At 70.3% G+C, this 22,504-nt stretch carries 25 protein-coding genes; 15 read left to right on the forward strand and 10 right to left on the reverse strand.

Annotated elements, in window-relative coordinates:
* The first annotated feature begins 261 nt into the window (after positions 1-261).
* A complete protein-coding gene (locus tag OG210_RS13720) occupies positions 262-1,557 on the forward strand; it encodes a M18 family aminopeptidase (RefSeq protein ID WP_328329168.1) in 1,296 nt (431 codons plus the stop codon).
* A gap of 134 nt (positions 1,558-1,691) precedes the next feature.
* Positions 1,692-1,913: a DUF6458 family protein gene (locus OG210_RS13725; protein ID WP_327296378.1), complete on the forward strand. Its 222-nt coding sequence runs from the start codon at positions 1,692-1,694 to the stop codon at positions 1,911-1,913.
* A 118-nt stretch (positions 1,914-2,031) separates the two neighbouring features.
* Here the strand turns inward: OG210_RS13725 and OG210_RS13730 are convergent, their stop codons facing one another.
* On the reverse strand, positions 2,032-3,846 hold the full coding sequence (locus OG210_RS13730) for an NHL domain-containing thioredoxin family protein (protein ID WP_371536666.1): 1,815 nt from the start codon (positions 3,844-3,846) through the stop codon (positions 2,032-2,034).
* Positions 3,847-4,389: 543 nt separating this feature from the next.
* Here OG210_RS13730 and OG210_RS13735 point away from each other — a divergent pair.
* From OG210_RS13735 to OG210_RS13750, 4 genes are all read left to right on the forward strand, one after another.
* Positions 4,390-4,593, forward strand: a complete 204-nt coding sequence (locus tag OG210_RS13735; RefSeq protein WP_371536670.1) for a hypothetical protein — start codon at positions 4,390-4,392, stop codon at positions 4,591-4,593.
* A 103-nt stretch (positions 4,594-4,696) separates the two neighbouring features.
* The gene (locus OG210_RS13740; protein ID WP_328329163.1) at positions 4,697-4,990 is read left to right on the forward strand and encodes a hypothetical protein; all 294 of its coding nucleotides are present in this window, start codon (positions 4,697-4,699) and stop codon (positions 4,988-4,990) included.
* Entirely contained in the window at positions 4,987-5,382 is a 396-nt protein-coding gene (locus OG210_RS13745) for a PIN domain-containing protein (protein WP_328329161.1), read from the forward strand. Before OG210_RS13740 ends, OG210_RS13745 begins: the two co-directional genes overlap by 4 nt.
* A 75-nt stretch (positions 5,383-5,457) precedes the next feature.
* Complete coding sequence (locus OG210_RS13750; RefSeq protein WP_328329159.1) at positions 5,458-5,961, forward strand: LURP-one-related family protein; 504 nt, start codon at positions 5,458-5,460, stop codon at positions 5,959-5,961.
* Between the two features lie 90 nt (positions 5,962-6,051).
* Here OG210_RS13750 and OG210_RS13755 read toward each other — a convergent pair whose 3' ends face one another.
* Entirely contained in the window at positions 6,052-7,110 is a 1,059-nt protein-coding gene (locus OG210_RS13755; protein WP_371536676.1) for a LacI family DNA-binding transcriptional regulator, read from the reverse strand.
* A gap of 202 nt (positions 7,111-7,312) precedes the next feature.
* On the opposite strand from OG210_RS13755, the gene OG210_RS13760 reads away from it, so the two are divergent.
* The 4 genes from OG210_RS13760 to OG210_RS13775 all read left to right on the forward strand — a co-directional run bounded on the left by OG210_RS13760 (position 7,313) and on the right by OG210_RS13775 (position 11,389).
* Complete coding sequence (locus OG210_RS13760) at positions 7,313-8,608, forward strand: extracellular solute-binding protein (protein ID WP_328329155.1); 1,296 nt, start codon at positions 7,313-7,315, stop codon at positions 8,606-8,608.
* The gene (locus OG210_RS13765) at positions 8,605-9,516 is read left to right on the forward strand and encodes a carbohydrate ABC transporter permease (RefSeq protein WP_371536680.1); all 912 of its coding nucleotides are present in this window, start codon (positions 8,605-8,607) and stop codon (positions 9,514-9,516) included. The genes OG210_RS13760 and OG210_RS13765 overlap by 4 nt, the downstream gene beginning before the upstream one ends.
* A 4-nt stretch (positions 9,517-9,520) precedes the next feature.
* Positions 9,521-10,387 (forward strand): carbohydrate ABC transporter permease, encoded by an 867-nt coding sequence (locus tag OG210_RS13770; RefSeq protein ID WP_371536683.1) that lies wholly within the window; start codon positions 9,521-9,523, stop codon positions 10,385-10,387.
* 93 nt (positions 10,388-10,480) lie between these two features.
* Complete coding sequence (locus OG210_RS13775; protein ID WP_328329149.1) at positions 10,481-11,389, forward strand: nucleoside hydrolase; 909 nt, start codon at positions 10,481-10,483, stop codon at positions 11,387-11,389.
* 43 nt (positions 11,390-11,432) lie between these two features.
* Here the strand turns inward: OG210_RS13775 and OG210_RS13780 are convergent, their stop codons facing one another.
* Positions 11,433-12,386: an ABC transporter permease subunit gene (locus tag OG210_RS13780; RefSeq protein ID WP_328329147.1), complete on the reverse strand. Its 954-nt coding sequence runs from the start codon at positions 12,384-12,386 to the stop codon at positions 11,433-11,435.
* Positions 12,387-12,596: 210 nt separating this feature from the next.
* Here OG210_RS13780 and OG210_RS13785 point away from each other — a divergent pair, with 210 nt between their 5' ends.
* Entirely contained in the window at positions 12,597-13,799 is a 1,203-nt protein-coding gene (locus OG210_RS13785; protein WP_328323284.1) for an IS110 family transposase, read from the forward strand.
* A 149-nt stretch (positions 13,800-13,948) separates the two neighbouring features.
* Here the strand turns inward: OG210_RS13785 and OG210_RS13790 are convergent, their stop codons facing one another.
* The 4 genes from OG210_RS13790 to OG210_RS13805 form a co-directional block, all read right to left on the reverse strand.
* On the reverse strand, positions 13,949-14,893 hold the full coding sequence (locus tag OG210_RS13790) for an ABC transporter ATP-binding protein (RefSeq protein WP_371536687.1): 945 nt from the start codon (positions 14,891-14,893) through the stop codon (positions 13,949-13,951).
* Positions 14,890-15,306 (reverse strand): GntR family transcriptional regulator, encoded by a 417-nt coding sequence (locus tag OG210_RS13795; RefSeq protein ID WP_328329143.1) that lies wholly within the window; start codon positions 15,304-15,306, stop codon positions 14,890-14,892. The genes OG210_RS13790 and OG210_RS13795 overlap by 4 nt, the downstream gene beginning before the upstream one ends.
* A gap of 151 nt (positions 15,307-15,457) precedes the next feature.
* Positions 15,458-16,105, reverse strand: a complete 648-nt coding sequence (locus OG210_RS13800) for a class I SAM-dependent methyltransferase (protein ID WP_328329141.1) — start codon at positions 16,103-16,105, stop codon at positions 15,458-15,460.
* A 50-nt stretch (positions 16,106-16,155) separates the two neighbouring features.
* Entirely contained in the window at positions 16,156-16,947 is a 792-nt protein-coding gene (locus OG210_RS13805) for a carbon-nitrogen family hydrolase (protein WP_328329139.1), read from the reverse strand.
* A 185-nt stretch (positions 16,948-17,132) separates the two neighbouring features.
* Here OG210_RS13805 and OG210_RS13810 point away from each other — a divergent pair, with 185 nt between their 5' ends.
* Entirely contained in the window at positions 17,133-17,957 is an 825-nt protein-coding gene (locus tag OG210_RS13810; RefSeq protein WP_328329137.1) for a maleylpyruvate isomerase family mycothiol-dependent enzyme, read from the forward strand.
* Positions 17,958-18,110: 153 nt separating this feature from the next.
* On the opposite strand, the gene OG210_RS13815 is transcribed toward OG210_RS13810, so the two are convergent.
* On the reverse strand, positions 18,111-19,406 hold the full coding sequence (locus tag OG210_RS13815) for an MFS transporter (protein ID WP_328329135.1): 1,296 nt from the start codon (positions 19,404-19,406) through the stop codon (positions 18,111-18,113).
* Positions 19,403-20,056, reverse strand: coding sequence for a GntR family transcriptional regulator (locus tag OG210_RS13820; RefSeq protein ID WP_328329133.1), 654 nt, complete (start codon positions 20,054-20,056; stop codon positions 19,403-19,405). Before OG210_RS13820 ends, OG210_RS13815 begins: the two co-directional genes overlap by 4 nt.
* A 244-nt stretch (positions 20,057-20,300) precedes the next feature.
* Here OG210_RS13820 and OG210_RS13825 point away from each other — a divergent pair, with 244 nt between their 5' ends.
* Together OG210_RS13825 and OG210_RS13830 are read left to right on the forward strand one after the other, a co-directional pair.
* Positions 20,301-20,693 (forward strand): PadR family transcriptional regulator, encoded by a 393-nt coding sequence (locus OG210_RS13825; protein WP_328329131.1) that lies wholly within the window; start codon positions 20,301-20,303, stop codon positions 20,691-20,693.
* Entirely contained in the window at positions 20,690-21,280 is a 591-nt protein-coding gene (locus OG210_RS13830; protein WP_371536692.1) for a hypothetical protein, read from the forward strand. Before OG210_RS13825 ends, OG210_RS13830 begins: the two co-directional genes overlap by 4 nt.
* 69 nt (positions 21,281-21,349) lie before the next feature.
* On the opposite strand, the gene OG210_RS13835 is transcribed toward OG210_RS13830, so the two are convergent.
* Positions 21,350-21,754, reverse strand: coding sequence for a pyridoxamine 5'-phosphate oxidase family protein (locus tag OG210_RS13835; protein WP_371536695.1), 405 nt, complete (start codon positions 21,752-21,754; stop codon positions 21,350-21,352).
* A gap of 175 nt (positions 21,755-21,929) precedes the next feature.
* Between OG210_RS13835 and OG210_RS13840 the strand changes: the two genes are divergently transcribed.
* A complete protein-coding gene (locus tag OG210_RS13840) occupies positions 21,930-22,406 on the forward strand; it encodes a carboxymuconolactone decarboxylase family protein (protein WP_328329127.1) in 477 nt (158 codons plus the stop codon).
* Positions 22,407-22,504: the final 98 nt, after the last annotated feature.

Below are 22,504 nucleotides of genomic sequence, written 5' to 3' on the forward strand. Positions count from 1 at the left end.
TGTGTGTTCTCGCGGGTGCCCTTTCCGGGCGCGGGGGCCTGCGGGAGCGGGCAGTTGCGGCGATCAGCACGTGCTGCAGGATCTCGCCCAGCAGCACGGGCTCCCTGGTGTCGGCACCGTATTCGACCATGCGCCGATAGTGGCATCCACCACTGACAACGACCGGAATCCGTCCCACATGTCCCATGCGCCCACCGGCCCCGCGGCCCCGTTCCGTTCCGGCGGGCGGGGGCCGCCGGAACGGTCGTTATGGTGGCTGCCATGAGCTCATCCGTCCGCTTCGACCGCGGCCACACCGACGACCTGATGTCCTTCCTCACGGCCAGCCCGTCGCCCTACCACGCCGTGGCGAACGCCGCCGGGCGGCTGGAGAAGGCGGGCTTCAGGCAGGTGTCGGAGACCGACGCCTGGGACGCGTCCGCGGGCGGCAAATACGTACTGCGGGGCGGCGCCATGATCGCCTGGTACGTGCCGGAGAACGCGTCGGCGCACACCCCGTTCCGGATCGTCGGCGCCCACACCGACTCCCCCAACCTGCGCGTGAAGCCCCTCCCCGACACCGGCAGCGACGGCTGGCGCCAGGTAGCCGTGGAGATCTACGGCGGCACCCTGCTCAACACCTGGCTCGACCGGGACCTCGGCCTCGCCGGACGGCTCACCCTGCGCGACGGCAGCCACCGGCTGGTCGACGTGGACCGGGCGCTGCTGCGCGTACCGCAGCTCGCCATCCACCTGGACCGCTCGGTCCACACCGACGGACTCAAGCTCGACAAGCAGCGCCACATGCAGCCGGTCTGGGGCCTCGGGGAGGTCCGCGAGGGCGACCTGATGCGATTCGTCGCCGATGAGGCCGGGGTCGCGGCCGACGACGTGACCGGCTGGGACCTCATGGTGAGCCCCGTCGAGGCACCCTCCTACCTGGGCCGCGACCGGGAACTCGTCGCGGGCCCCCGGATGGACAACCTGCTCTCCGTACACGCCGCCACCGCCGCGCTGGCCGCCGCAGCCGGTTCCGGCGACTCCCTGACGCACATCCCGGTGATGGCCGCCTTCGACCACGAGGAGAACGGCTCCCAGTCCGACACCGGCGCCGACGGGCCGCTGCTCGGCAACGTCCTGGAGCGCTCCGTCATGGCACGCGGCGGTACGTACGAGGACCGGGCCCGCGCGTTCGCCGGGTCGGTCTGCCTCTCGTCCGACACCGGTCACGCCGTACACCCCAACTACAGCGAGCGCCACGACCCGACGCACCACCCGCGCGCCAACGGCGGACCGATCCTCAAGGTCAACGTCAACATGCGGTACGCGACGGACGGCAGCGGCCGGGCGGTGTTCGCCGCCGCGTGCGAGAAGGCAGGGGTGCCGATGCAGCACTTCGTGTCGAACAACTCCATGCCGTGCGGCACGACCATCGGCCCGATCACCGCGGCCCGGCACGGCATCAGCACCGTGGACATCGGCGTCGCGATCCTCTCCATGCACAGCGCGCGCGAGCTGTGCGGAGCCGACGACCCGTACCTGCTCGCCAACTCCCTGACCGCGTTCCTGGAGGGCTGACCCCCGCGGCCCTCACTCACCCCTCTCCCACCCGCTGAACTCCATTGCCCCGATGCCGCGTTGATTGGCCGTACAGGTCCCGGGTACGCGCCCTGTACGGACCAACAGCCACAACGACTTCGGAGGCGAACACCATGGGCCTTGGCGGCTGCATCATCCTTCTCGTCGTGGGGGGCATCCTCACCTTCGCAACCGACTGGCACATGAACGGCGTCAACCTGGACCTGGTCGGCATCATCATGATGCTCGTCGGCATCATCGGCATCGCCGTCTACACCAGCGTCCTGCGCCGTCGCCGCCCGACGATGCCGACCTCGACCACCGTCGTCGAGGACGACCACCACCACCTGGGCTGACGACCGGCCCACCCTGATCCTCGCCGTCCCGGGGAGAGACACCGGACAGCGAGGATCAGGGTGGGCACACCGTGGAGTTCCGGCGGCGCGGAGCGGTCACCCCTCGGTTTCCGTCCGGTCAGCCGTCCATCCCCGCCAGCACCAGCGGCAGCCGGACCGTCCCCTCGTCCGTCACACGGACGGGGACGCCCCAGTCCTGCTGGTGCACATGGCAGGCGGGATACTCGTTGGCAGGGTCGTCGTCGCAGGAGGCGGCCATCGCCGACACATGGAGCACGCCCTCGCTGACCGCGGGGTTCAGCGCCACGTCCCGGAAGAGGTCCGTACCGGCCCCGTCCCCGTCGAGCAGCAGCTCGGGCGGGGTCGCGGAGACCAGCAGCCGGGTGGACGGGCCGTACCGCAGGTCCAGCTTCTGCCCGGCGGGCGCCTGGAAGATCACGTCCACCCGGAGCGTGCCCGGCGCGACATCGGTGGCGGCCCGCTGCGTGCGGTGGGCGACGCTCTCCACCCGTACCGCCTCGTCCGGCAGCCGCAGCCGGGTCAGCCGGTGCCGCGCGGACTCCACCACCACGATGTCGTCCCCGGCGAGCACCGCGTCGCTCGGCTCCCGCAAGTCCGTTGCCAGCGTGGTCACTTCACCCGTCGCGGGGTCGTAGCGGCGCAGCGCGTGGTTGTACGTGTCGGACACCGCGACCGAACCGTCGGGCAGCGCCGTCACGCCCAACGGGTGCTGGAGCAGGGCCTGTCCGGCGTCGCCGTCCCGGTGGCCGAAGTCGAAGAGGCCGGTGCCGACGGCGGTGTGCACCACCGCGTCCCCGGTGGCGTCCCGCTCGATCCAGCGCAGCGCGGACGTCTCGGAGTCGGCGATCCACAGCCGGGCCCCTGCGGCCGAGAGACCGGACGGCTGCGCGAACCACGCGTCGGCGGCCGGCCCGTCGACCAGCCCCTCGTTGGTGGTCCCGGCCGCCACCTCGACGGTGCCGCTCTCCGGGTCGTACGTCCACAGCTGGTGGACACCCGCCATGGCGATCCACAGCCGCCCGCCGAACCAGGCAAGGTCCCAGGGCGAGGAGAGCGCCACACCGAGAGCGGGCCCACTGGTCGGCGACCCCTGCCACCACTGCTTCCCGGTCCCCGCGACAAGCTCGATCTCGCCGCTCTCCGGGTCGTACGTGCGGATGGCGTGGTGGACGGTGTCGGCGACCGCGACCTTCCCGCCGGGCAGCAGCGCGAGCCCCTGCGGCTCGTTGAACACGCCGTCGCCGCCGATCCGCCGTACGACGGTCTCACCGTCCGGCTCCAGCTCGACCAGCTGGTGGCGGGTGGTGTCCGACACGAGCAGGTTGCCGCTCGGCAGCGCGATCACCTTGCCCGGGAACCTCAGATCGGTGGCGACCGGCTCGGGCGCGACATACGGACCGTCGCCGCGCCGCAGCGTGCCCTTGGCCGCGTGCTCGGCCTCCAGCTCGCCGACCAGCGCCTCGATGGCGTGCGCATGCCCCTCACCGGCGTGCTGGGCGACGATGTACCCCTCGGGGTCGATCACCACGAGCGTCGGCCAGGCCCGGACGGCGTACTGCTTCCAGGTGGCCAGCTCGGGATCGTCAAGAACGGGGTGGTGCACGCCGTACCGCTCGACAGCGTCGACCACGGCCTGGTGCTCGGCCTCGTGCACGAACTTCGGGGAGTGCACCCCGATGATCACGACGGTGTCACTGTGCCGCTGCTCCAGCTCGCGCAGCTCGTCGAGGACGTGCAGGCAGTTGATGCAGCAGAAGGTCCAGAAATCAACAACAACGCACTTACCTCGCAGGTCGGCGAGGGTCAGCTCTTTGCCTCCGCTGTTCAGCCAGCCCCCCTTGCCGATCAGCTCGGGGGCGCGGACACGGGCACGGCGGGGCGCAGGGGTAGGCGCCGGGGCGGCATCGTTCATCCTTCAAGCTTGCCATCCTGGTAATGAACGTCGGATCACACGCGTACGGCACAGCTCCAGGGGCGGGGATGGCTACTGACGGGCACGGAACGGATACAGGGGGGCTTCGGGAACTCGATGACGGGTCTCATGGGCCGGGATGTCCATCGTTCTCGCCCCTGACGAGGTGATTCGTCCAGGTCAGCGCGGAATGCCCACCCAAAAACAAATCCGCACCCAGCGCACGCCTTTCGAGCTGGGGCCGGGGTTGCAGCTCAGGGGCGCGGACGCGGGCACGCCTAGTCATGCCTTCAAGAGTGCCACTGGCGCAGCGCTCTTCATGACACACGCCCTGTCTGCCCCGTCACCCGGCGCGGGTCACGCGGACCTTGCCCGGTGAAGACCCGGGCGTATACCCGTCAGGTATACGCGTGGACCCGTTGAGCTGGAACTCGCCCCTGCTGAGGATGGCTCTGGTTAAGCCGCTGGGTGCCTCTTTCGAATTCCGAACCGTGCATTCCATCGGCCCGGAGATATCCATCACCGCTTTCTTCTGTACGTGCGGTGGCTGCACTGTCCTGGGCGTTCCGGCAGAGCCCGGATCCCGAGCACGTACTGTGCGGGCACCGGGAGTTGCTGGCGGCCATCCGCTGCGGCGACGAGGAATCCGCGGCCCGCGCCGCACACCTCGACAATGAACACAACCGGGCCATAGCCCTCGAACGACTGCAGACCGAGCCCTCGTCGCCGTGGGACGACGCCGTCTGACGCGAAGCCCGTGAGCGGGGGCGAGAGGAAGACTGGCAGCCCCGGGAAGGCCCGGCACTCACCATCCAGCCCGTCTAATAGAAGTTTTGCTAGAGTGAGGCATGTGAGCGAACCGAGCAGGAGCGAACCGGCCTACCCCCCGGGCGAGGGGCCGACCACGTCCGTCTCCGTCTCTGTCCATGAGGGCACCATCTCGGCCGTCCGCGCCCGCGTCGGCAAGCGCGGGGTCTCCCCCTATATCGAGGCCGCCATACAGCGCCAGATCGAACGGGACAGCCTCGCTGAACTGATCGCGGCGAACGAGGAGCTCCACGGCGCGCTGACGCCGGAGGAGATCGAGGCCGCCGAGCGGGAGATGTTCGGCTCCGCGCAACCGGGCACCGAGCACGCCGCGTGAGCGGTACCTGGGTGCTGGACAGTCAGGCCCTGTCGCTCTACCTCCGTGCCGACCGCACCATGACGGCCAGGCTGGCCGCGGCCCTGCGCCACGACGTCCGGGTGGTGACCAGCGCGGTCACTCTGGTCGAGGCCGACCCGCAGGGGGCGCACCGGGCCCGCATGGACTGGGCGCTGCCCCGGCTGACGGTGGAGCCGGTGACCAAGGAGACAGCCGCGCGAGCCGTCGCACTCCTCCGGGAGACAGGAAACAGCGGCGGCCACAAGTACGCCCTGGACGCCATCGTCGCCGCCACCGCGCGGGCCGCGTCCGGACCCGTCACCGTCCTGACGTCCGACGTGGACGACCTGGTGCCGCTGTGCGGCAAGGGCGTCACGGTGCTCAAAGCCTGACATTCTCCCGGGAGTTCGCCCTACGAGGTCGCCCGGCCCCGATCCGGTGCCCCGTCCGGCGGTAACGTCATCCGCATGAAATTCCTGGTGCGTGACCGTATTTTCGACATCGGCGACGACTACTGGATCGAGAACGAGAACGGCCACAAGGTCTATCTCGTCGACGGCAAGGTGATGCGCATCCGCGACACCCTTGAGCTCAAGGACCTCGACGGGCAGGTGCTGATCACGCTCAAGGAGAAGCTGATCGCCATCAGCGACACGATGACCCTGAAGCGGGACGGCGAGGAGCTGGCCACCGTCAGGAAGAAGAAGCTCACCCTGATGCACGACCACTACCGGGTGAAGCTGGTCGACGGCACCGAGCTGGAGGTCAGCGGGAACATCCTGGACCGTGAGTTCGCGGTCGAGTACGAGAACGAGCTGCTGGCCGACATCTCGAAGAAGTGGTTCAGCGTGCGGGACGCGTACGCCGTGAACGTGGTCCGTGAGGACTCCGACCCGGCGCTGATGATCGCCATCGCGGTCTCCGTGATCCACATGCACGAGAAGGAACACGAGAAGGAGCACGCGGACTAGAAGGAGCACGCGGGGCAGAGGGAGCACGCGGGCAGGGGCAGGGGCACGGCCGGGCGGTCAACGATCTCGGCCTGCCGGGCGCCGTTGTGGTCAGGCCGACTCGCGGGGTACCAGGCGGTGGGCCAGGACGATCTCCCTGGCCGTTCCCGGTCCGTCCCCGTCGAGCCGGTCGACCAGCAGCTGCGCGGCCGAACGGCCGATCTCCCGGGCCGGGTTGAGGACCGTGGTGAGCGCGGGCGAGACCAGGGAGGCCGCCTCGATGTCGTCGTAGCCGGTGATCGCCACGTCCTGCGGCACCCGCAGCCCGGCCGCCCGCGCCGTGTCCAGCGCGCCGATGGCGATCAGGTCGTTGGCGCACACCACGGCGTCCGGCCGCTCCGCCGCGCTCAGTACGGTGGTGGCCCCGGCCCGCCCGCCCTCGCGGGTGAAGCCGGTCCAGACGACCAGCTCGGCGGGGACCGGCAGCCCGGCCGCCTCCAGGGCCTTGCGGTAGCCCGCGAAGCGTTCCTCCCCCGGCTCCACCCCCGGCGCGCCGCCGATGAAGGCGATACGCCGGTAGCCACGGCCCACCAGATGGCTGACCAGGTCGTACATCCCCTCGGCCTCGGCGGCCCTGACCACATCGCCGAGCGCCGGCTCCAGCCGTCCGCCGAGCCGTACCAGCTTCGATCCCGAGGCCACGATCCGGTCCAGATCGCGCCGGGTGGCGCCGTACCGGCCGACCACGATGCCGTCGATACGGCGCGCGACCAGCTGCCGGATCACCGCCGGCAGGTGCGGGCCGCCCATCGGGGCCTCGCAGACCACCGTCAGATACTCGTGGGTCAGCGCGATCTCCTGCATGCCCGCGGCGATCGAGGTGTTGAACGGGTTGGTGATGTCCGGGACCACCAGGCCCAGGGTGCGGGTGCGCTGGGTGCGCAGCCCGCGCGCCGAGGGATCGGCCTGGTAGCCGAGCCGCTGGATGACGTCCTCGACGCGGGCGCGTGTGGTGGCCGAGACCGGGCGGCGGCCGCTCAGCACATGGGAGACCGTGGTGACGCTGACGCCCGCTGCGGACGCCACATCCACGATCTTGACCCGGCTCCCGCCCTGCACCATCGGCCTCCCGTTGTCGTCCAGGGATCTTGTCCCGGTGTTCGACGTCACTCTACCCATCGTGCAAAACGTTTTGTAGTGTGCTCGCTATCGCGCTGACATGCCGCACACGGGCCGAGCCCGGGCTGCCCGGAACAGCTGCGCAAGCAGTAGTGCCCGGCGGCTGCCGTGCAAAACGATTTGGAGAACCGATGTCCCTCGCAGGCCGGAGAGCTGTGCCAGGCCGGAGAGCCGTACCGGGCCGGAGAGCCGTATGACGCGCTCGCCCAGCCGCAGGACCGTACTCGGCGCCGCACTCGGCGTGGCCTCCGCCGCGGCCCTGGCCGGCTGCTCGGGCGGTCGCCCGGCGGACGGCAGAACGGCGGTACGGTTCCTCGGCCCGGAGACCCCCGAGACCTTCCGGGCGGTCATCCGGGGCTTCGAGCGCGCCAACCCCGACCTGCGGATCGACTACACGCCGGTGCCTCCCGACCAGCTCAACGATGTCCTCCAGCTGCGGCTCTCCGCGAAGGACAGCGCGATCGACGTGTACACCGTCGACCAGCCCCGGGTACCCGCGCTCACCGCCCGGGGCTTCCTCACCGCCCTCGGCCCGGTCGCGGACCGCACCAGGGCCGCCGTCACCCCCGAGCAGTACGGCGTCAGTTCCTGGGAGGGCAGGCTCCGCTCCCTGCCGGTCTGGACCTCCACCCAGTACCTCTTCTACAACGCGGACCTGCTCACCAAGGCCGGCGCGCCGCTCCCGGGAGGGGCCCCCGCGGACCGCTGGAGCTGGGAGCAGACCAAGAGCGTCGGCCGCCGGACGATGGACAGGGCGGGCGCCGACCACGCCCTGCTGCTGGAACAGACCGACCTCTACTACGGACTCCAGCCGCTCATCGAGTCCCTGCACGGCGGCTCCGGCATCACCGGCAAGGACATGCTCGCTCCCGCCGTCACCACACAGGGCTGGATCGACGCACTCGGCTGGTACCGCACGCTCTTCGCCGACGGCTCGTCGCCGCGCGGCGTCCCCTCGTACCAGCTCGCCTCGCTCTTCACCTCGGGCCGGGTGCCGTTCTTCGTCGGCGGCCCGTGGAACCTCGGTGCCTTCGCCGGGCTCAAGGACTTCGCCTGGGGCACGGCGCCGCAGCCGAAGTTCGCCCACGGCCGCGCCGTCACCCCCACCGACTCCTGGTCCTGGGGCGTGAACCCGTACGCCGAACACCCCGAAGCGGCACTGCGGTTCATGGAGTACGCCGCCCTGACCACCGGCGGCAGCCTCGCGACTGTCGAGGCGTCACCGCTCATCCCGTCGAACCGCGCCGCCTTCGAACGCTATGCGGCGGACCTGGAGCACAAGGCCACGAAGAGCACCGCGGACGTGGCCACGATCATGCGGTACGAACTCGCGCACACCGCCGTCAGCCGGCCGCGCAGCATCGGCTACACCCAGTTCGAGACCGTCATGGGCTCCGCCTTCTCCGACATCCGCAACGGCCTCGCAGTGGAACCCCGGCTGGCGAAAGCCTCCGGGGAACTGGTGCGCACCTGGGAGCGACTGCGATGACCACCCCGACCACCCGCTCCCCGGACCGCGCGCCCCGCCGCCGCTCCACCTCGCAGGGCAGGGCCGCCCTGTACTTCCTGGCGCCCGCGCTGATCGCCCTCGTGGTCCTCCGGCTGCTGCCCGCCGCGATGGCACTCGTCAGCAGCCTGCGCCACCACAGCCTGGTCGACGGCGCCACCACCTTCGTCTGCCTCGACAACTACGCGGACCTCGTCGGCGACAGCCAGTTCTGGCAGAGCGTCCGCGTGACCCTGCTGTTCAGCCTGGTCATCAACCCGCTCCAGGTACTGATCGCCCTCGCCCTCGCCGTTCTGCTGAACCGCCGTTTCGCGGGTGTCCGTTTCTGGCGGTCGCTGGTCTTCGCGCCCATCGCCGTACCGCCGGCCGTCTCCGCGGTCATCTGGGGCATCCTCTACCGCCCCGAGGGACCGCTCAACGCGATCCTCGGCACGATGGGCATTCCGCCGCAGCCCTTCCTCACCAGCTCGCAGCAGGCGCTCTTCGCGATCATCGTGCTGACGTCATGGGTCGGCGTCGGCTACTGGATGATGTTCCTCATCGCCGGGCTGCAGGACGTCCCGCAGGAGTGCTACGACGCGGCCGCCGTCGACGGCGCTTCCGCCTGGCAGCGGTTCGTCCATGTCACGCTGCCGCTGCTGCGCCGCCCGCTCGCCTTCGTACTGGTCGCCGACACCGTCTCCAACTTCCTGGTGTTCGCCCCCGTACAACTGCTGACCCGCGGCGGCCCCGACGGCTCGACCAATCTCATGATGTACGACGTGTTCCGCCGCGCATACAGCGTCGGCGACATCAACTTCGCCCAGGCCGAGGTGGTGGTGCTCGTCGCGATCACCCTCGCGGTCGTCGTCGTCCAGTTCCGGATGATGCAGGGCAAGGGCGAGGAGTGAATCGATGAGGACAACGACCGCCCGCCGGCAGCCGACGGGGCGCCGCCCCTCCGCGCTGCGGCACGCGCCGCTCGCCACCGCCGTCGTCATCGGCCTGCTCTTCGCCCTCCCGCTCCTGTGGGTGCTCACCGGGTCGCTCCGCCCCGGCGACAAGGTCCTGGCCGGGCTCGACCGGCTCTCCTGGCGCAGCCTGATCCCGACCGACGCCACGGTGCACAACTATGTGACGCTCTTCCAGGGCGACTTCGGCCGCGCCGTGCTCAACTCCATCGGCGTGGCGGCCGTCACCGTCCTGCTGGGGCTGCTGCTCTCCGCGATGGCCGCGTTCGCGCTCTCGGTGTTCCGGTTCCGCGGCCGGGGCCTCGTCTTCGCCGTGATCCTGCTCAGCTTCATGATCCCGTTCGACGCCATAGCGATCCCGCTCTCGGACGTCTTCCGCGACTGGGGCCTGCAGAACACCTACACCGGACTGGTCCTGCCCGGCATCGGCAACGGTCTGGCGATCTTCCTGCTGCGCCAGTTCTTCCTGGCCGTCCCGCGCGAACTCGTCGAGGCCGCCCGGATGGACGGGCTCGGCTGGTGGGGCATCTTCGTGAAGATCTACGTACCCCTGTCGCGGCCCGCCCTGATCGGCGCGGGACTCACCCTGTTCACCTTCCAGTGGCAGTCCTACATGTGGCCGCTGCTCGTCGGCACCGAACCGGCCAAGCAGCTCGGCCCGATCGCCCTCGGCACCCTGCAGGGCCAGATGGTCGTCGACTACGGCCAGGTGTTCGCAGCGGCCGTCGTCCTGACCGTGATCCCGCTCGTCGTCCTGCTGCGTCTGCAGCGGTACTTCACCCAGTCGATCGCGGGCAGCGGTCTCAAGTGACGGCCGCCGGGCCGACCGCCGGAACAGCGAAACCCATCCCCACCGACCCCAGGCCCGAGACCCGAGACCCAGACCCGAGACCCGAGGTACACCGTGAACCACTCCCCCGCCGACTCCCCGGCCGGCTCCCCCGCCGACATCCTCCTCGACACCGATATCGGCAGCGATGTCGACGACGCGCTCGCCCTCGGTGTGCTGCTCGGCTCACCCGGGGCCCGGATCACCGGCATCACCACCGTCTACGGCGACACTCTGCTCCGGGCCCGCCTCGCGCACCGGCTCGGCGCCCTCGCAGGGCACGACCTCACCGTCGTCCCCGGAGCCACCGAGACCCTCTCGGGCAAGGAGGTCTGGTGGGCCGGGCACGAGGGCAGGGCCTTCACCGACCTGGAGACCGAGCCGGTACACGACACCGTCGCCGCCGACCGCTTCCTCGTCGACTCCGTCCTCGCCCGGCCCGGCACGACCGATGTCATCGCCATCGCCCCGCTGACCAACATCGCCCGCGCGATCGGGCTCGACGACCGCTTCGCCGCGGGCGTACGCACCCTGTACATGATGGGCGGCAGCTTCGGGCCCGGCGCCAAGGCCGAGCACAACATCGTCAGCGACATCACGGCCGCCCGTGCCGTCTTCGGCTCCGGCGTCCGTACCGTCGTGACCGGCCTGGACATCACCACACGGCTGCGCATCGAACAGCCCGGCATCGAAGCGATCCGCGAAGCCGGCCCGTACGGTGCCGCGCTCGCCCGCGAGATCGACGCCTGGACCGGCTTCACCGGCGAATCGTGGAGCGTCCCGCACGACCCGATCACCGCGCTCTCCCTGCTGCGCCCGGACCTCTACACCACCGAACGCGGCACGGTCGAGGTCACCGACGACGGGCTGACCGTCTTCACGGCCGATCCGGACGGCAGCGTGGACCTGGTGGTGGACGCCGATGTCGCGGCCATCGCGGAAGAGATCGTCGCCCGGATCGTCCGGGCCTCGAAGCACGGCTGACGCGAAGCACGGCTGAGGAGCCGTCGTCGTGCGCTCCCGGCGGTCAGGCCGTACGCCGCTTCAGTGCCCAGAAGGCGACACCGACAGCCAGGGCGGTCAGGGCGAGGAGGACGCCGCACTCCGCCAGCTGGCGCGGCCAGAAGTCGGAGGACGGGAGATAGGTGCGGGTGAAACCGGTCACGTGGTGCCGGGCGAGGCAGCGCACGTTGTCGTAGCACTCGGGATCGGTGATCCGGGCGCCGCTGGATGTGATCGCCCGGCTGTGTACGGAGAGTTCGGGCACCTGGAACGCGCGCTGGAACGGCCACAGGCCGTTACGGACCGCCGTGACCGCGTACTGGATGACAGCGGCGACCGCCATGGCGGGCAGGGTACGGCGCAGCAGCAGACCGCAGAGCGCGCCGAGGGCGAGCGCGAGGAGCGGGGCGACGACGGCGGCGGGACCGATCGAGAAGTACAGCTGGCGGGGCTGGTAGCCGGCGACCAGCAGATTGCTGTGGGCGGACCACAGCAGCCGGTAGAGCAGGACCAGCAGCCCGGTGCCCACGGTCAGGACGACGGCCGGTACGGCGAGTTTGGCGGCGAACCAGCGGGCCGGGGAGACCGACTGGGACCAGGCGAGCCTGGTGGTGCCGCTCTCCAGCTCGCGAGCGGTCAGCGGTCCGGCCGCGAAGAGGGCCACGCAGAAGGTCGCGATGCTGATCAGGGTGGCCGGGTCGTAGAAGAAGCTGTTGTAGCCGGAGAAGTAGGTCCTGGCCGCCATGTCCTTCCAGGCGGCCTGCTGCACTCCGGCGTAGCCGAACTTGTCGAACAGCTTCTGGGTGGCGTCAGCGCCGGGACCGTACAGCCAGAGCAGCAGCCCTGCGGTGACGGCCACAAAAGCGGCCCAGAACCACAGCGCCGTGCGGTGCAGGCGCAGTTCGGCCCGGAACAGGTCGAGCCCCGAGGGGCGGAGGGAGGGCGTGGGGGCGTCCTTGTCCAAGGATGCGGTGGTCATGAGGAGTCCCTAAGAATGTGAGGCGGTCCGGGAGGACCGGGTGTGGCTGATGAGGGTCTGTCGTTGATGACTTGGAAGGAATGGCCGCCCGGTCCTCCGGGACGCTCCGACCACTGATTGAGAACTGCGGTTATCGCTGGTTAGGGACCTGTCGGCGGGGTGTTCTTCGGACCGTGAAGTGCTGGTCACGAGGGACATGGAGCGACGGCTTTGAGCACGTCTGGCAGGCGGATATGGGTCGGCATCGACGCCGGCAAGGGACACCACTGGGCCGTGGCCCTCGACGCGGACGGCGAGACGCTGTTCTCCACAAAGGTCATCAACGACGAGACGCAGATCCTCACCCTGATCGAGACCGCCCGCGAGAAGGCGGACGAGGTGCGGTGGGCGGTGGACATCTCCGGCCGGGCTTCCACCCTGCTCGTGGCCCTGCTGGTCGCGCACGGCCAGCAGGTTGTCTACGTGCCCGGGCGGACCGTCAACCGCATGACCGGCGCCTACAAGGGCGAGGGGAAGACCGATGCCAAGGACGCCCGGGTCATCGCCGACCAGGCCCGCATGCGGCGGGACTTCGCTCCCCTCGACACACCCCCCGAGCTGGTCTCGGATCTGAGGGTGCTGACGAACTACCGGGCCGATCTGATCGCCGACCGGGTCAGGATCATCAACCGGCTCCGCGACCTGCTGGTCGGCATCTGCCCCGCACTGGAACGTGCCTTCGACTACTCCTCGGCCAAGGGCCCGGTCGTCATGCTGACCGAGTACCAGACCCCGGCCGCCCTGCGCCGGATTGGCGTCAAGCGGCTGACCACCTGGCTGGAACGACGCAAGGTCCGCGGCGCCGACACCGTAGCGGCCAGGGCATTCGAGGCCGCCCGGTCCCAGCAGATCACGCTGCCCGGCGAGAAGCGGGCTGCGAAACTGGTCTGCGATCTCGCTCACCAGCTCCTGGCCCTGGACGAGCGGATCAAGGACAACGACCGGGAGATCCGCGAGACCTTCCGATCCGACGACCGTGCGGAGATCATCGAGTCCATGCCCGGCATGGGCCCGATCCTCGGTGCCGAGTTCGTCGCCATCGTCGGTGACCTGTCCGGCTACCGCGATGCGGGCCGCCTGGCCTCGCACGCCGGCCTGGCACCGGTGCCCCGGGACTCCGGCCGCCGCACCGGAAACCACCACCGGCCCAAGCGCTACAACCGTCGCCTGCGACACGTCTTCTACATGGCCGCACAGACCGCGATGATGCGACCCGGTCCCTCCCGGGACTACTACCTCAAGAAGCGGGGCGAAGGACTGCTGCACACCCAGGCCCTGCTCGCGCTCGCCCGACGCCGGATCGACGTGCTCTGGGCGATGCTGCGTGACGGAAGGCTCTTCACCTCCGCCCCACCGGTCACGCAGGCGGCTTGACACGATCATTGAGATTCCTTGTGAGCCGGTGGGGCGTGGGGGAACGGCGGTGGGGGGAACGGCAATCGGGAAACGGGAACCGGGAGACGGGAATCGGGAGAGGGGCGAGGTGCGGGCGGGGCGGGCGGCCCCGGCCTCCGGCGGGGCGGTCAGGCCGCCGCAGTGGTGTCCCCGCCCATGTCCGTGGGGCGCATGTCCGTCGGGCGCATGTCCGGGGTGAGGAAGGCCGGGGCCGACGGCGTACGGAGGTGGGCCAGCACCAGCTCTTCCAGGGTGGGTTCCTGTGTCTGCCAGGTGTCGGCGAGTGCGCCCCGGGGGCGGATCAGGGCGGTGAGGCCGCGGCCGTTGGGGTGGGACTCGATGACCGTGTGCGGGGCCAGGTCGGTGCCACGGCCGGTGACCACGGTATGCGCGGCGAGCAGCTCTTCGACGGAGCCGCCCAGCCGGATGCGGCCGTCGTCGAGGAGCAGCAAGTGGTCGCAGGAGTAGGTGAGTTCGGAGACGATGTGCGAGGAGAGCAGGATGCTGGTGCCGTTCTCGGCGGCGTCGGCCAGCAGCAGGCCCATCAGCTGCCGGCGGGCCAGCGGGTCGAGGTCCGCCATCGGCTCGTCGAGCAGCAGCAGCTCGGGCCGCTTGCCCAGCGTGAGGGCGAGTGCCACCCGGGTGCGCTGGCCGCCGGAGAGCCCGCGGATCCTGCGCTGGGGGTCGAGGCCGCCCTGTTCCACGATCCCGGCGGCGTAAGCGGCGTCCCAGCGGCCCGCGTTGAGACGGGCGCCGATGGCGAGGGTGTCGGCGATGGAGAGGTGTCCGTAGAGCGGCTGGTCCTGGTCCAGGTAGCCGACCCGGTCCCGGTGGGTGCCGGGCGCGGCGCCCAGTACCCGCACGGTGCCGGCGGCCGGCCGGATCAGTCCGGCGGTGATCCGCAGGAGCGTGGACTTGCCCGCACCGTTGGGTCCGGCCAGCGCGCAGACGCTGCCCGCCGGGATACGGAAGGAGCAGTCCTCCAGAGCGAGGGCCGCGCGGCGGCCGCGCCCGTACCGCTGAGTGAGCCCGGTCGCCTCTGTCGCAGCCGGGCCGCTGCTGGTGGTGCTCACTGGTCCCCCTTCGGGAAGTGCTCGTCCTTCGGGAAGTGCTCGTCCAGTACGGAGGTCAGCAGCACGGCGGCGCTCTCCCGGCCGATACCGGCGGCGCGCGCCCGCAGGGCCCAGCCGTCCAGCTCCGCCCGCAGCGGGGAGTCGGCGCCGGTGCCGTCGAGCGTCCTGAGGACGAACGTGCCCACGCCCCGCCGCGCCTCGACCAGGCCCGAGCGTTCCAGCTCGCGGTAGGCCTTGAGCACGGTGTTGGGGTTGATGGCCGTGGCCTCGACGACCTCTCGTGCCGTGGGGAGCTTGTCCCCCGGTTCGAGAAGGCCCATCCGCAGCGCCTGCTGGGTCTGCTGAACGATCTGGAGGTAGGTGGGGATGCCGCTGTGCCGGTCGATGCGGTACTCGACATGGTGATCAGCCACCGGCGCATCCTCCCTCTTTCACTAATTGACTAGTGAAACTTTGCACGGCGTCGCGGGACACGTCAAGTCCATGACGGCCCCGCAGCCTCGCAGCCCAGGGCCCCGAGCCCTGGGACCCGAGACCCCGGGGCCCTGAGACCCGCGGCCCCGCTCAGCGCCCTCTGGTCGCCTGGAGGTACGCCTGCGGTGACTTCTCCTGCGGGTCCGGCTCGCGCAGCAGCTGGGCCCGTACGTCGAACCCGGCGTCGGCCAGCCACCCCGCGACCCGGTGCGGCGGCAGCCAGTGGACGTCGAGCGAGAGGTCGTGGCCGTAGGCATGGTCGAGGTGGCGGAGTTCGTCACCGGCCTTGAAAGCGAGCAGCAGCCGGCCGCCCGGCGCGAGCACCCGGTGGAACCCCGCGAACACCGACGGCAGCAGCTCCGGGGGCAGATGGATGATCGAGTACCAGGCGACCAGGCCACCGAGCGAGCCGTCCGCCAGGTCGAGTGCGGTCATCGACCCCACGTCGAACCGCAGGCCCGGATACGTCCGGCGGGCCACATCGACCATCCCCTGCGAGAGATCGACGCCGAACGCCTCCACCCCCAGCGTGTCCAGATGGGCCGTCACCCGGCCGGGACCGCAGCCGATGTCGGCCACCGGGCCGCCGCCGTCCATGCGCACCTGGTCGGCGAAGGCGGCGAGCATCGCCCGGTCGTAGGGGCTGACCGCGAGGTGACCCCGGACGAGTTCCTCGTAGGCGACCGCGACGGTGTCGTAGGACGCACGGATGGTACTCAGGCAGCTGGGTTCGGTCATGGCAGTACTCCGTACGTCGTGGCCGGTGGCCCGTGTCGGGGGCAGGACTGTCAGCGCGGCGGGGCCAGTCCCAGCCGCCGGTCCTTCAGGGCGGGGAACTGCTCGCGGGTCCTGGCGACGAGCTCCGGGTCGAGTTCCACCGTCAGGACCTCCTCGTCCGGGCCCGCCTCGGCGAGCACCTCGCCCCAGGGGTCGACCACGATGCTGTGGCCCGCCTGCTCCACGCCCGCGTGCGTACCGGCGGATCCGCAGGCCAGGACGTACGCCTGGTTCTCCACCGCGCGCGCCTGCGCCAGCAGCGTCCAGTGCGAGCGGCGGCGCTCCGGCCAGCCCGCGGGGACGACCAGGAGACGGGCACCCGCGTCGGTCAGGCCGCGGAACAGCTCGGGGAAACGGAGGTCGTAACAGGTGGCCAGGCCGAGCGTGGTCTCCGGCAGGTCCACCGTGACCAGTTCGTCGCCCGCTCCCATCAGGACCGCCTCGCCCTTGTCGAAGCCGAAGCGGTGGATCTTCCGGTAGGCGGCGGCCCGTTCGCCCTCGGGCGTGAAGACCAGGGAGGTGTTGTAGAGGGCGCCTTCGGGGTCCCGCTCCACGATCGAGCCGGCGTGCAGCCAGACCCCGGCGTCGCGGGCCGCCTTCGCCATCGCGTCGTGCGTGGGTCCTTCCAGCGGTTCGGCCTCGGCCGCGAAGGACTGGTACGCGAAGGCCCCCACGGGCCAGAGTTCGGGCAGGACGACGAGGTCCGCACCGGACTGTTCACGTACGAGATCCGCCACGCGCAAACGGCGTGAAACGGGCGATTCCGCAGGATTCACTGCGATCTGGAGGAGAGAGGCGCGCACAGTACCACCGTCCTGGCATTCGGGCCGTCAACGCGGGCCTACGATCGTCACACGAAAGCACTGCCGGGGTGCCACTGGGCAGCGTACTGTGCCTTCCGGGGGGATGCCCCCAGACCCCCAGCAGCGCCTCGAACACCAGCAGGTCTACGCCCGCCGTACCGCAGAACACCGCTCCGAGGGGTCCCGTGACAGTCCATCCAAGCCTTCAGACCTACGCCGACGCCTGGACCCACTCAGCAGAAGCCATATCCGAGCTGGTCAAGCCGCTCGTCGAGGGCGAGTGGAACCGCGGGACGCCCTGCCCCAACTGGTCGGTGCGCGACATCATCTCCCACATCATCGGCATGGAGAACGAACAGCTCGGGGACCCCCGGCCGATCCACACGCTGCCGCGCGACCTCTTCCATGTGAAGACGGACCACCAGCGGTACATGGAGATGCAGGTCGACGTCCGGCGCCACCACACCTCGCCGGAGATGACCGCGGACCTGGAGTACACGATCATCCGGCGCTCACGGCAGCTGCGGAACGAGACCCGGCAGCCGGACCACATGGTCCGCGCGCCGCTCAGCGCGGAGCAGACGCTGGAACTGGCGCTGCGGATGCGCGCGTTCGACGTCTGGGTGCATGAGCAGGATCTGCGCACCACACTGGGCAAGCCGGGCAATCTGGACTCGCAGGGTGCCTATGTGGCCCGCGACGTCCTGGTGGAGGCGCTGCCGAAGGTCGTCGCCAAGGACGCGGGCGCGCCGCCGAACAGCGCGGTCGTCTTCGACATCACCGGCGCCGTCGAGTTCATGCGGACGGTACGGGTGGACGCGGAGGGCCGGGGCCGGGTCGACGGCACGCCCTCGCTGGGGCCCGCCGTGACGATCGCGATGGACTGGGAGACGTACTTCCGGCTGGCCTGCGGACGGGTGCGGCTCGCGTCGGTCTCGGACCAGATCAAGGCCGAGGGCGACCAGGAACTGGCCGCGGCCATCCTCCAGTCGTTCGCCGTGACGCCGTGACCCGTCACGCCATGACCCGTCACACGCCATGACCCGTGAAGCCATGCCCCGTCATGCCATGACCCCGTAGAGGCTTACGGAGTCACGGACTTACGGAGCCACAGGCCCCGACGGCGTCACGGGCGCACGCCGTAACAGGCGCCCGTAACAGCCTCAAGCCGGGACGTGTACGGCCTCCACCCGGCTGGTCACCAGCCGCTCGCTCTCGCGGCGCGCGCTGCGCCGGCGCAGCCGGAGGATCTGGGTGACGCCCAGCGCCTCCAGGACGAACACGGAGCAGAAAGCGATCCGGTAGTTGTCGTCCGTCGCGTCCAGCAGGACTCCGACCGCGAGCAGCGTCGTCATCGACGCGACGAACCCGCCCATGTTGACGATGCCGGACGCGGTGCCCTGGCGCTCCGGAGGGTTGGCGGGGCGCGCGAAGTCGAAGCCGATCATCGAGGCGGGTCCGCAGGCGCCGAGCACCGTGCACAGCGTCAGCAGCAGCCACATCGGCGCGTGGTCGCCCGGGTAGGCGAGGGTGCTCGCCCAGAGCAGTGCGGTCGCACCCACCGTGGACAGCGCGATGGGGGCGCGGGCGCCCTGGTGCCGGGCGATGATCTGCCCGTAGACCAGGCCGACGACCATGTTCGAGAGCACGATCAGGGTGAGCAGTTCACCAGCGGTGGCGCGGGACAGGCCCTGCGCCTCGACGAGGAACGGCATCCCCCACAGCAGCAGGAAGAACATCGCGGGGAACTGCGTGGTGAAGTGCACCCACATCCCGAGCCGGGTGCCGGGCTCGCGCCACGCGGCGGCGATCTGCCGGCGCACGGACGCGGCCCCCGGGTGCGGGGCGGGCGGCGGTTCGAACCCCTCGGGGTGGTCCTTCAGGAAGACCAGCATCACGACCAGCACCAGCACCCCGGCGAGCGAGCTGCCCGCGAAGGTGGCGGTCCAGCCGAGGCCGTGCAGCGTACGGGAGATGACAATGGTCGAGACGAGGTTGCCGGCCATCCCGACCAGACCCGCGAGCTGCGCGATCATCGGCCCGCGCCGGGCGGGGAACCAGCGGGTGCCGAGCCGCAGCACGCTGATGAAGGTCATGGCGTCACCGCAGCCGAGCAGCGCGCGGGAGGCGAGGGCCGTGCCGTACGTGGGGGAGAACGCGAAGCCGAGCTGCCCCAGCGTGAACAGCACCACGCCGAGGGTCAGCACCTTCTTGGTGCCGAGCCGGTCCACGAGCAGGCCGACGGGTATCTGCATCCCGGCGTAGACGAGCAGCTGGAGTATGGAGAAGGTGGAGAGCGCGGAGGCGTCGATGTGGAAGCGGTCGGCGGCGTCCAGACCGGCCACGCCCAGGCTGGTACGGAAGACGATCGCCACGAAGTAGACGGCGACGCCGATCGACCACACGGTGACAGCGCGCCTGCCTCCCGGCGGATCGGCGGGGAGCGCGACGCTGCTCATCGGACCTCCCCCCGGGCCAGGTCACGGACCCGGCTGACGTGCCGGCGGACGACCGCGACGGCGCCGTCGGTGTTCCCGTCGCGCAGCGCTTCCAGGATCTCGCCGTGCTCGGCGAGGGTGGTGGCGGTGCGGTCGGGGTGCGCCTGGAGCACGGCGACCCCCATCCGCAGCTGCCGGTCGCGCAGCTGGTCGTAGAGGCGGGAGAGGATCTCGTTCCCGGCGCTGCGGACGATCTCCGCGTGGAAGCAGCGGTCGCTGACGGCGGCTCCGGCCAGATCACCGGCCGCCACCTGGGCGGTCTGCTCGGCCAGCAGCTCGGTCAGCCGCTCGATGAGCTGGGGAGCGGCGGGCACGGCCTTGCGCGCGGCGAACTCCTCGACCAGCAGCCGGGTCTCCACCACGTCGTGGATCTCCTGCGCGGAGACGGCGAGGACCAGGGCGCCCTTCTTCGGGTACAGCTTGATGAGCCCCTCGACCTCCAGCTTGAGCAGCGCCTCCCGCACGGGCGTCCGGGAGACCCCCACGGCATCGGCGAGCTCGCCCTCGGTGAGGAGCGTCCCGCCCTCGTAGCGACGGTCGAGTACGGCCTGCTTGACGTGCGCGTAGACGCGGTCGGCGGCGGGGGGCTGTTTCAGCGGGGCGACTGGCATGAGCACAGCATAGATACAACAGGGATACGTTGGGGAGAGCGTCCGCATGGCGGGATGCGGATGCGTGGCAGGCGGGTGACGGGCGGGGCGACGGATGGGGCGGCGGATGGGGGACGGGTGAGAGGCGGATGGGCGACAGGCGGGCCGGCAGGTGGCGGGCGGCATTCAGCCGGGGGCCGGCTCCCGGAATCCCTTTCGACGGCTGCCGCACGGGCAGGTCGGATCACCTGGTATCTTGTTATGCATGGAACGCGGTAAAGCAAGTCGCCAGACCCCGGGGAAGGTCGAGAGCCAGCTCCGTAAAGGGGTTCTGGAGTACTGCGTTCTCGCGCTGATGCGTGACGGGCCCAAGTACGGAGTCGAACTGCTCAGCGCGTTGCAGGACACCACGGCCCTGACGACCAGTCAGGGCACCGTCTATCCGCTGCTGTCACGGCTGCGGCGGGACGAACTCGTGGACACCGCCTGGCAGGAGTCAGCCTCCGGCCCCCCACGGCGGTACTACTCGCTGACCGAGGCCGGACACGCCGCGCTCGAAGAGTTCGCCGGCATCTGGCCCGAATTCCGCGACGCCGTCGACCACCTTCTCCAGCCCCACACCCCCCACCAGCCAGACCCGGGAAAGGCACACCCATGAAGACCGACGACACCCTGGTCAAGGACTACTTCGCCGCAGTCGAGCGAGAGACCTCGACCTTGCCGCCGGCCGCCCGCCAGGAGCTCATAGCCGATCTGAACGAGCACATCCAGGTCGCGCTCGCCGAACGCCCCGGCAGCACCCGCGAAATCCTGAACGAGATCGGCGACCCCCGCACGATCGCCGCCACCGCCCTGCAGGAACTGGGCATGGGCTCCGACTCGAAGGCCCAGAAGCCCGGCCGCCGCCGGTCCCCCGCCTGGCTGCCGGTCGTGCTCCTGATCGTCGCCAACGTGCTGCCCTACGCCGGAGGCTTCAGCTTCCTGGCCATCATCGCCCTCGCCGCCGAGATCGCCGCCGTCGTCATGGTCATCCGCTCCAGCCACTGGACGTCGACCCAGAAGCGCAACGGCCTCATCATGACCCCGATCATCCCGGTCGTCGCCCACCTCGTCTGGTACGCCGCCTTCGTCGTCCCCGACGGCAAGATCGCCGGATTCGACATCATCCGCTGGACCCTCGTCGCCCTGCTCTTCGTCCTCACCCTCATCGGCGCCAACTACCTCTGGCGCAACAAGCGCTCCTGAAAAGCAAGGCCGCGAATCACGCAGGCGAATCACTCAGCTGAACCACACAGGCGGATCAGACAGGCGCTGTCACTGTGCGGCGCCGCACAACAGCCAGCGCCGGACGGGGACTTGCAGCAGGACGCGTCCCCCGTCCGGACGGTCGGGAACCGTGACGTCCCAGGCGTACTTCGCCGTGAACGCGGCCGTCACCTCCTCGGGGAACCCGTCATGGTGGAGCTGGACCTCTCCCTCCGCGACGACGGGGACCCGGCCGTCCTCCAGCGCCAGGGACACCCGCGGGTTCTCCCGGAGAACGCGCACCTTGACCGACCCGCTGTCCACGCCGATCCACCAGTCGCCCCGGAGAAAGACGAACCACACGGGCGTCACATGGGGCGACCCGTCGGGACGGACACCGCACAGCCAGACGTTGCGTTCGGTGGCCAGCCGGTCCAGGACAGCGGGGTCGGTCGGACGCTCGACAGTATGCATCCGGCCATCCCAGCCCACGCGGCCACCGCCCCGCTTCGGTCCACAGCCCCGGACGCCCCGGACTTTCGGCGTACGCCCGGTCATGTCACACGCGCACGTCACACGGTCATGTCACATCGCGCCGCCCTCCTCCGTCGTATCCGTGTAGGTATCGAAAACGACAGAGGAGTCCCTCATGAGTGGCCGCATCAACATGTTCGAGAACCCGGTCGCGGGCAAGGTCTGGAAGCACATCATCGCGGCGAACAAGGCGATCGTCGACTCGTCGCTGCTGCCTGTCGCGACGCAGGAGCTGGTGAAGATCCGCGCGAGTCAGATCAACGGGTGCGGCGGCTGCCTCGACATGCACACCAAGGACGCCGCCGCGGCCGGTGAGACCTCGGTGCGCCTCAACCTGGTCGCCGCCTGGCGGGAGGCCACGGTCTTCACCGAGGCCGAACGCGCGGCGCTGGAGCTGACGGAGCAGGGCACCCGCCTCGCCGACGCGGGCGGCGGCGTCACGGACGAAGCCTGGGCGAACGCAGCCAAGCACTACGACGAGGACCAGCTCGCCGCCCTGGTGTCCCAGATCGCCGTCATCAACGCCTTCAACCGCGGCAACGTCATGATCCAGACACCCGCGGGCAGCTACCAGCCCGGCATGTTCGGCTGAGCTGAGGCGGAGCCCTTGCCGGCCGGGCCCTGGAGGTGCACACCTCCAACCCGGCCGGCTCCCTCCGCCCCCAGCACACCTCAGCGAGACCGCGCCAC

The sequence above is a fragment of the Streptomyces sp. NBC_00466 genome, from assembly GCF_041433995.1.
In the GTDB taxonomy this organism is placed as follows: Bacteria; Actinomycetota; Actinomycetes; order Streptomycetales; family Streptomycetaceae; genus Streptomyces.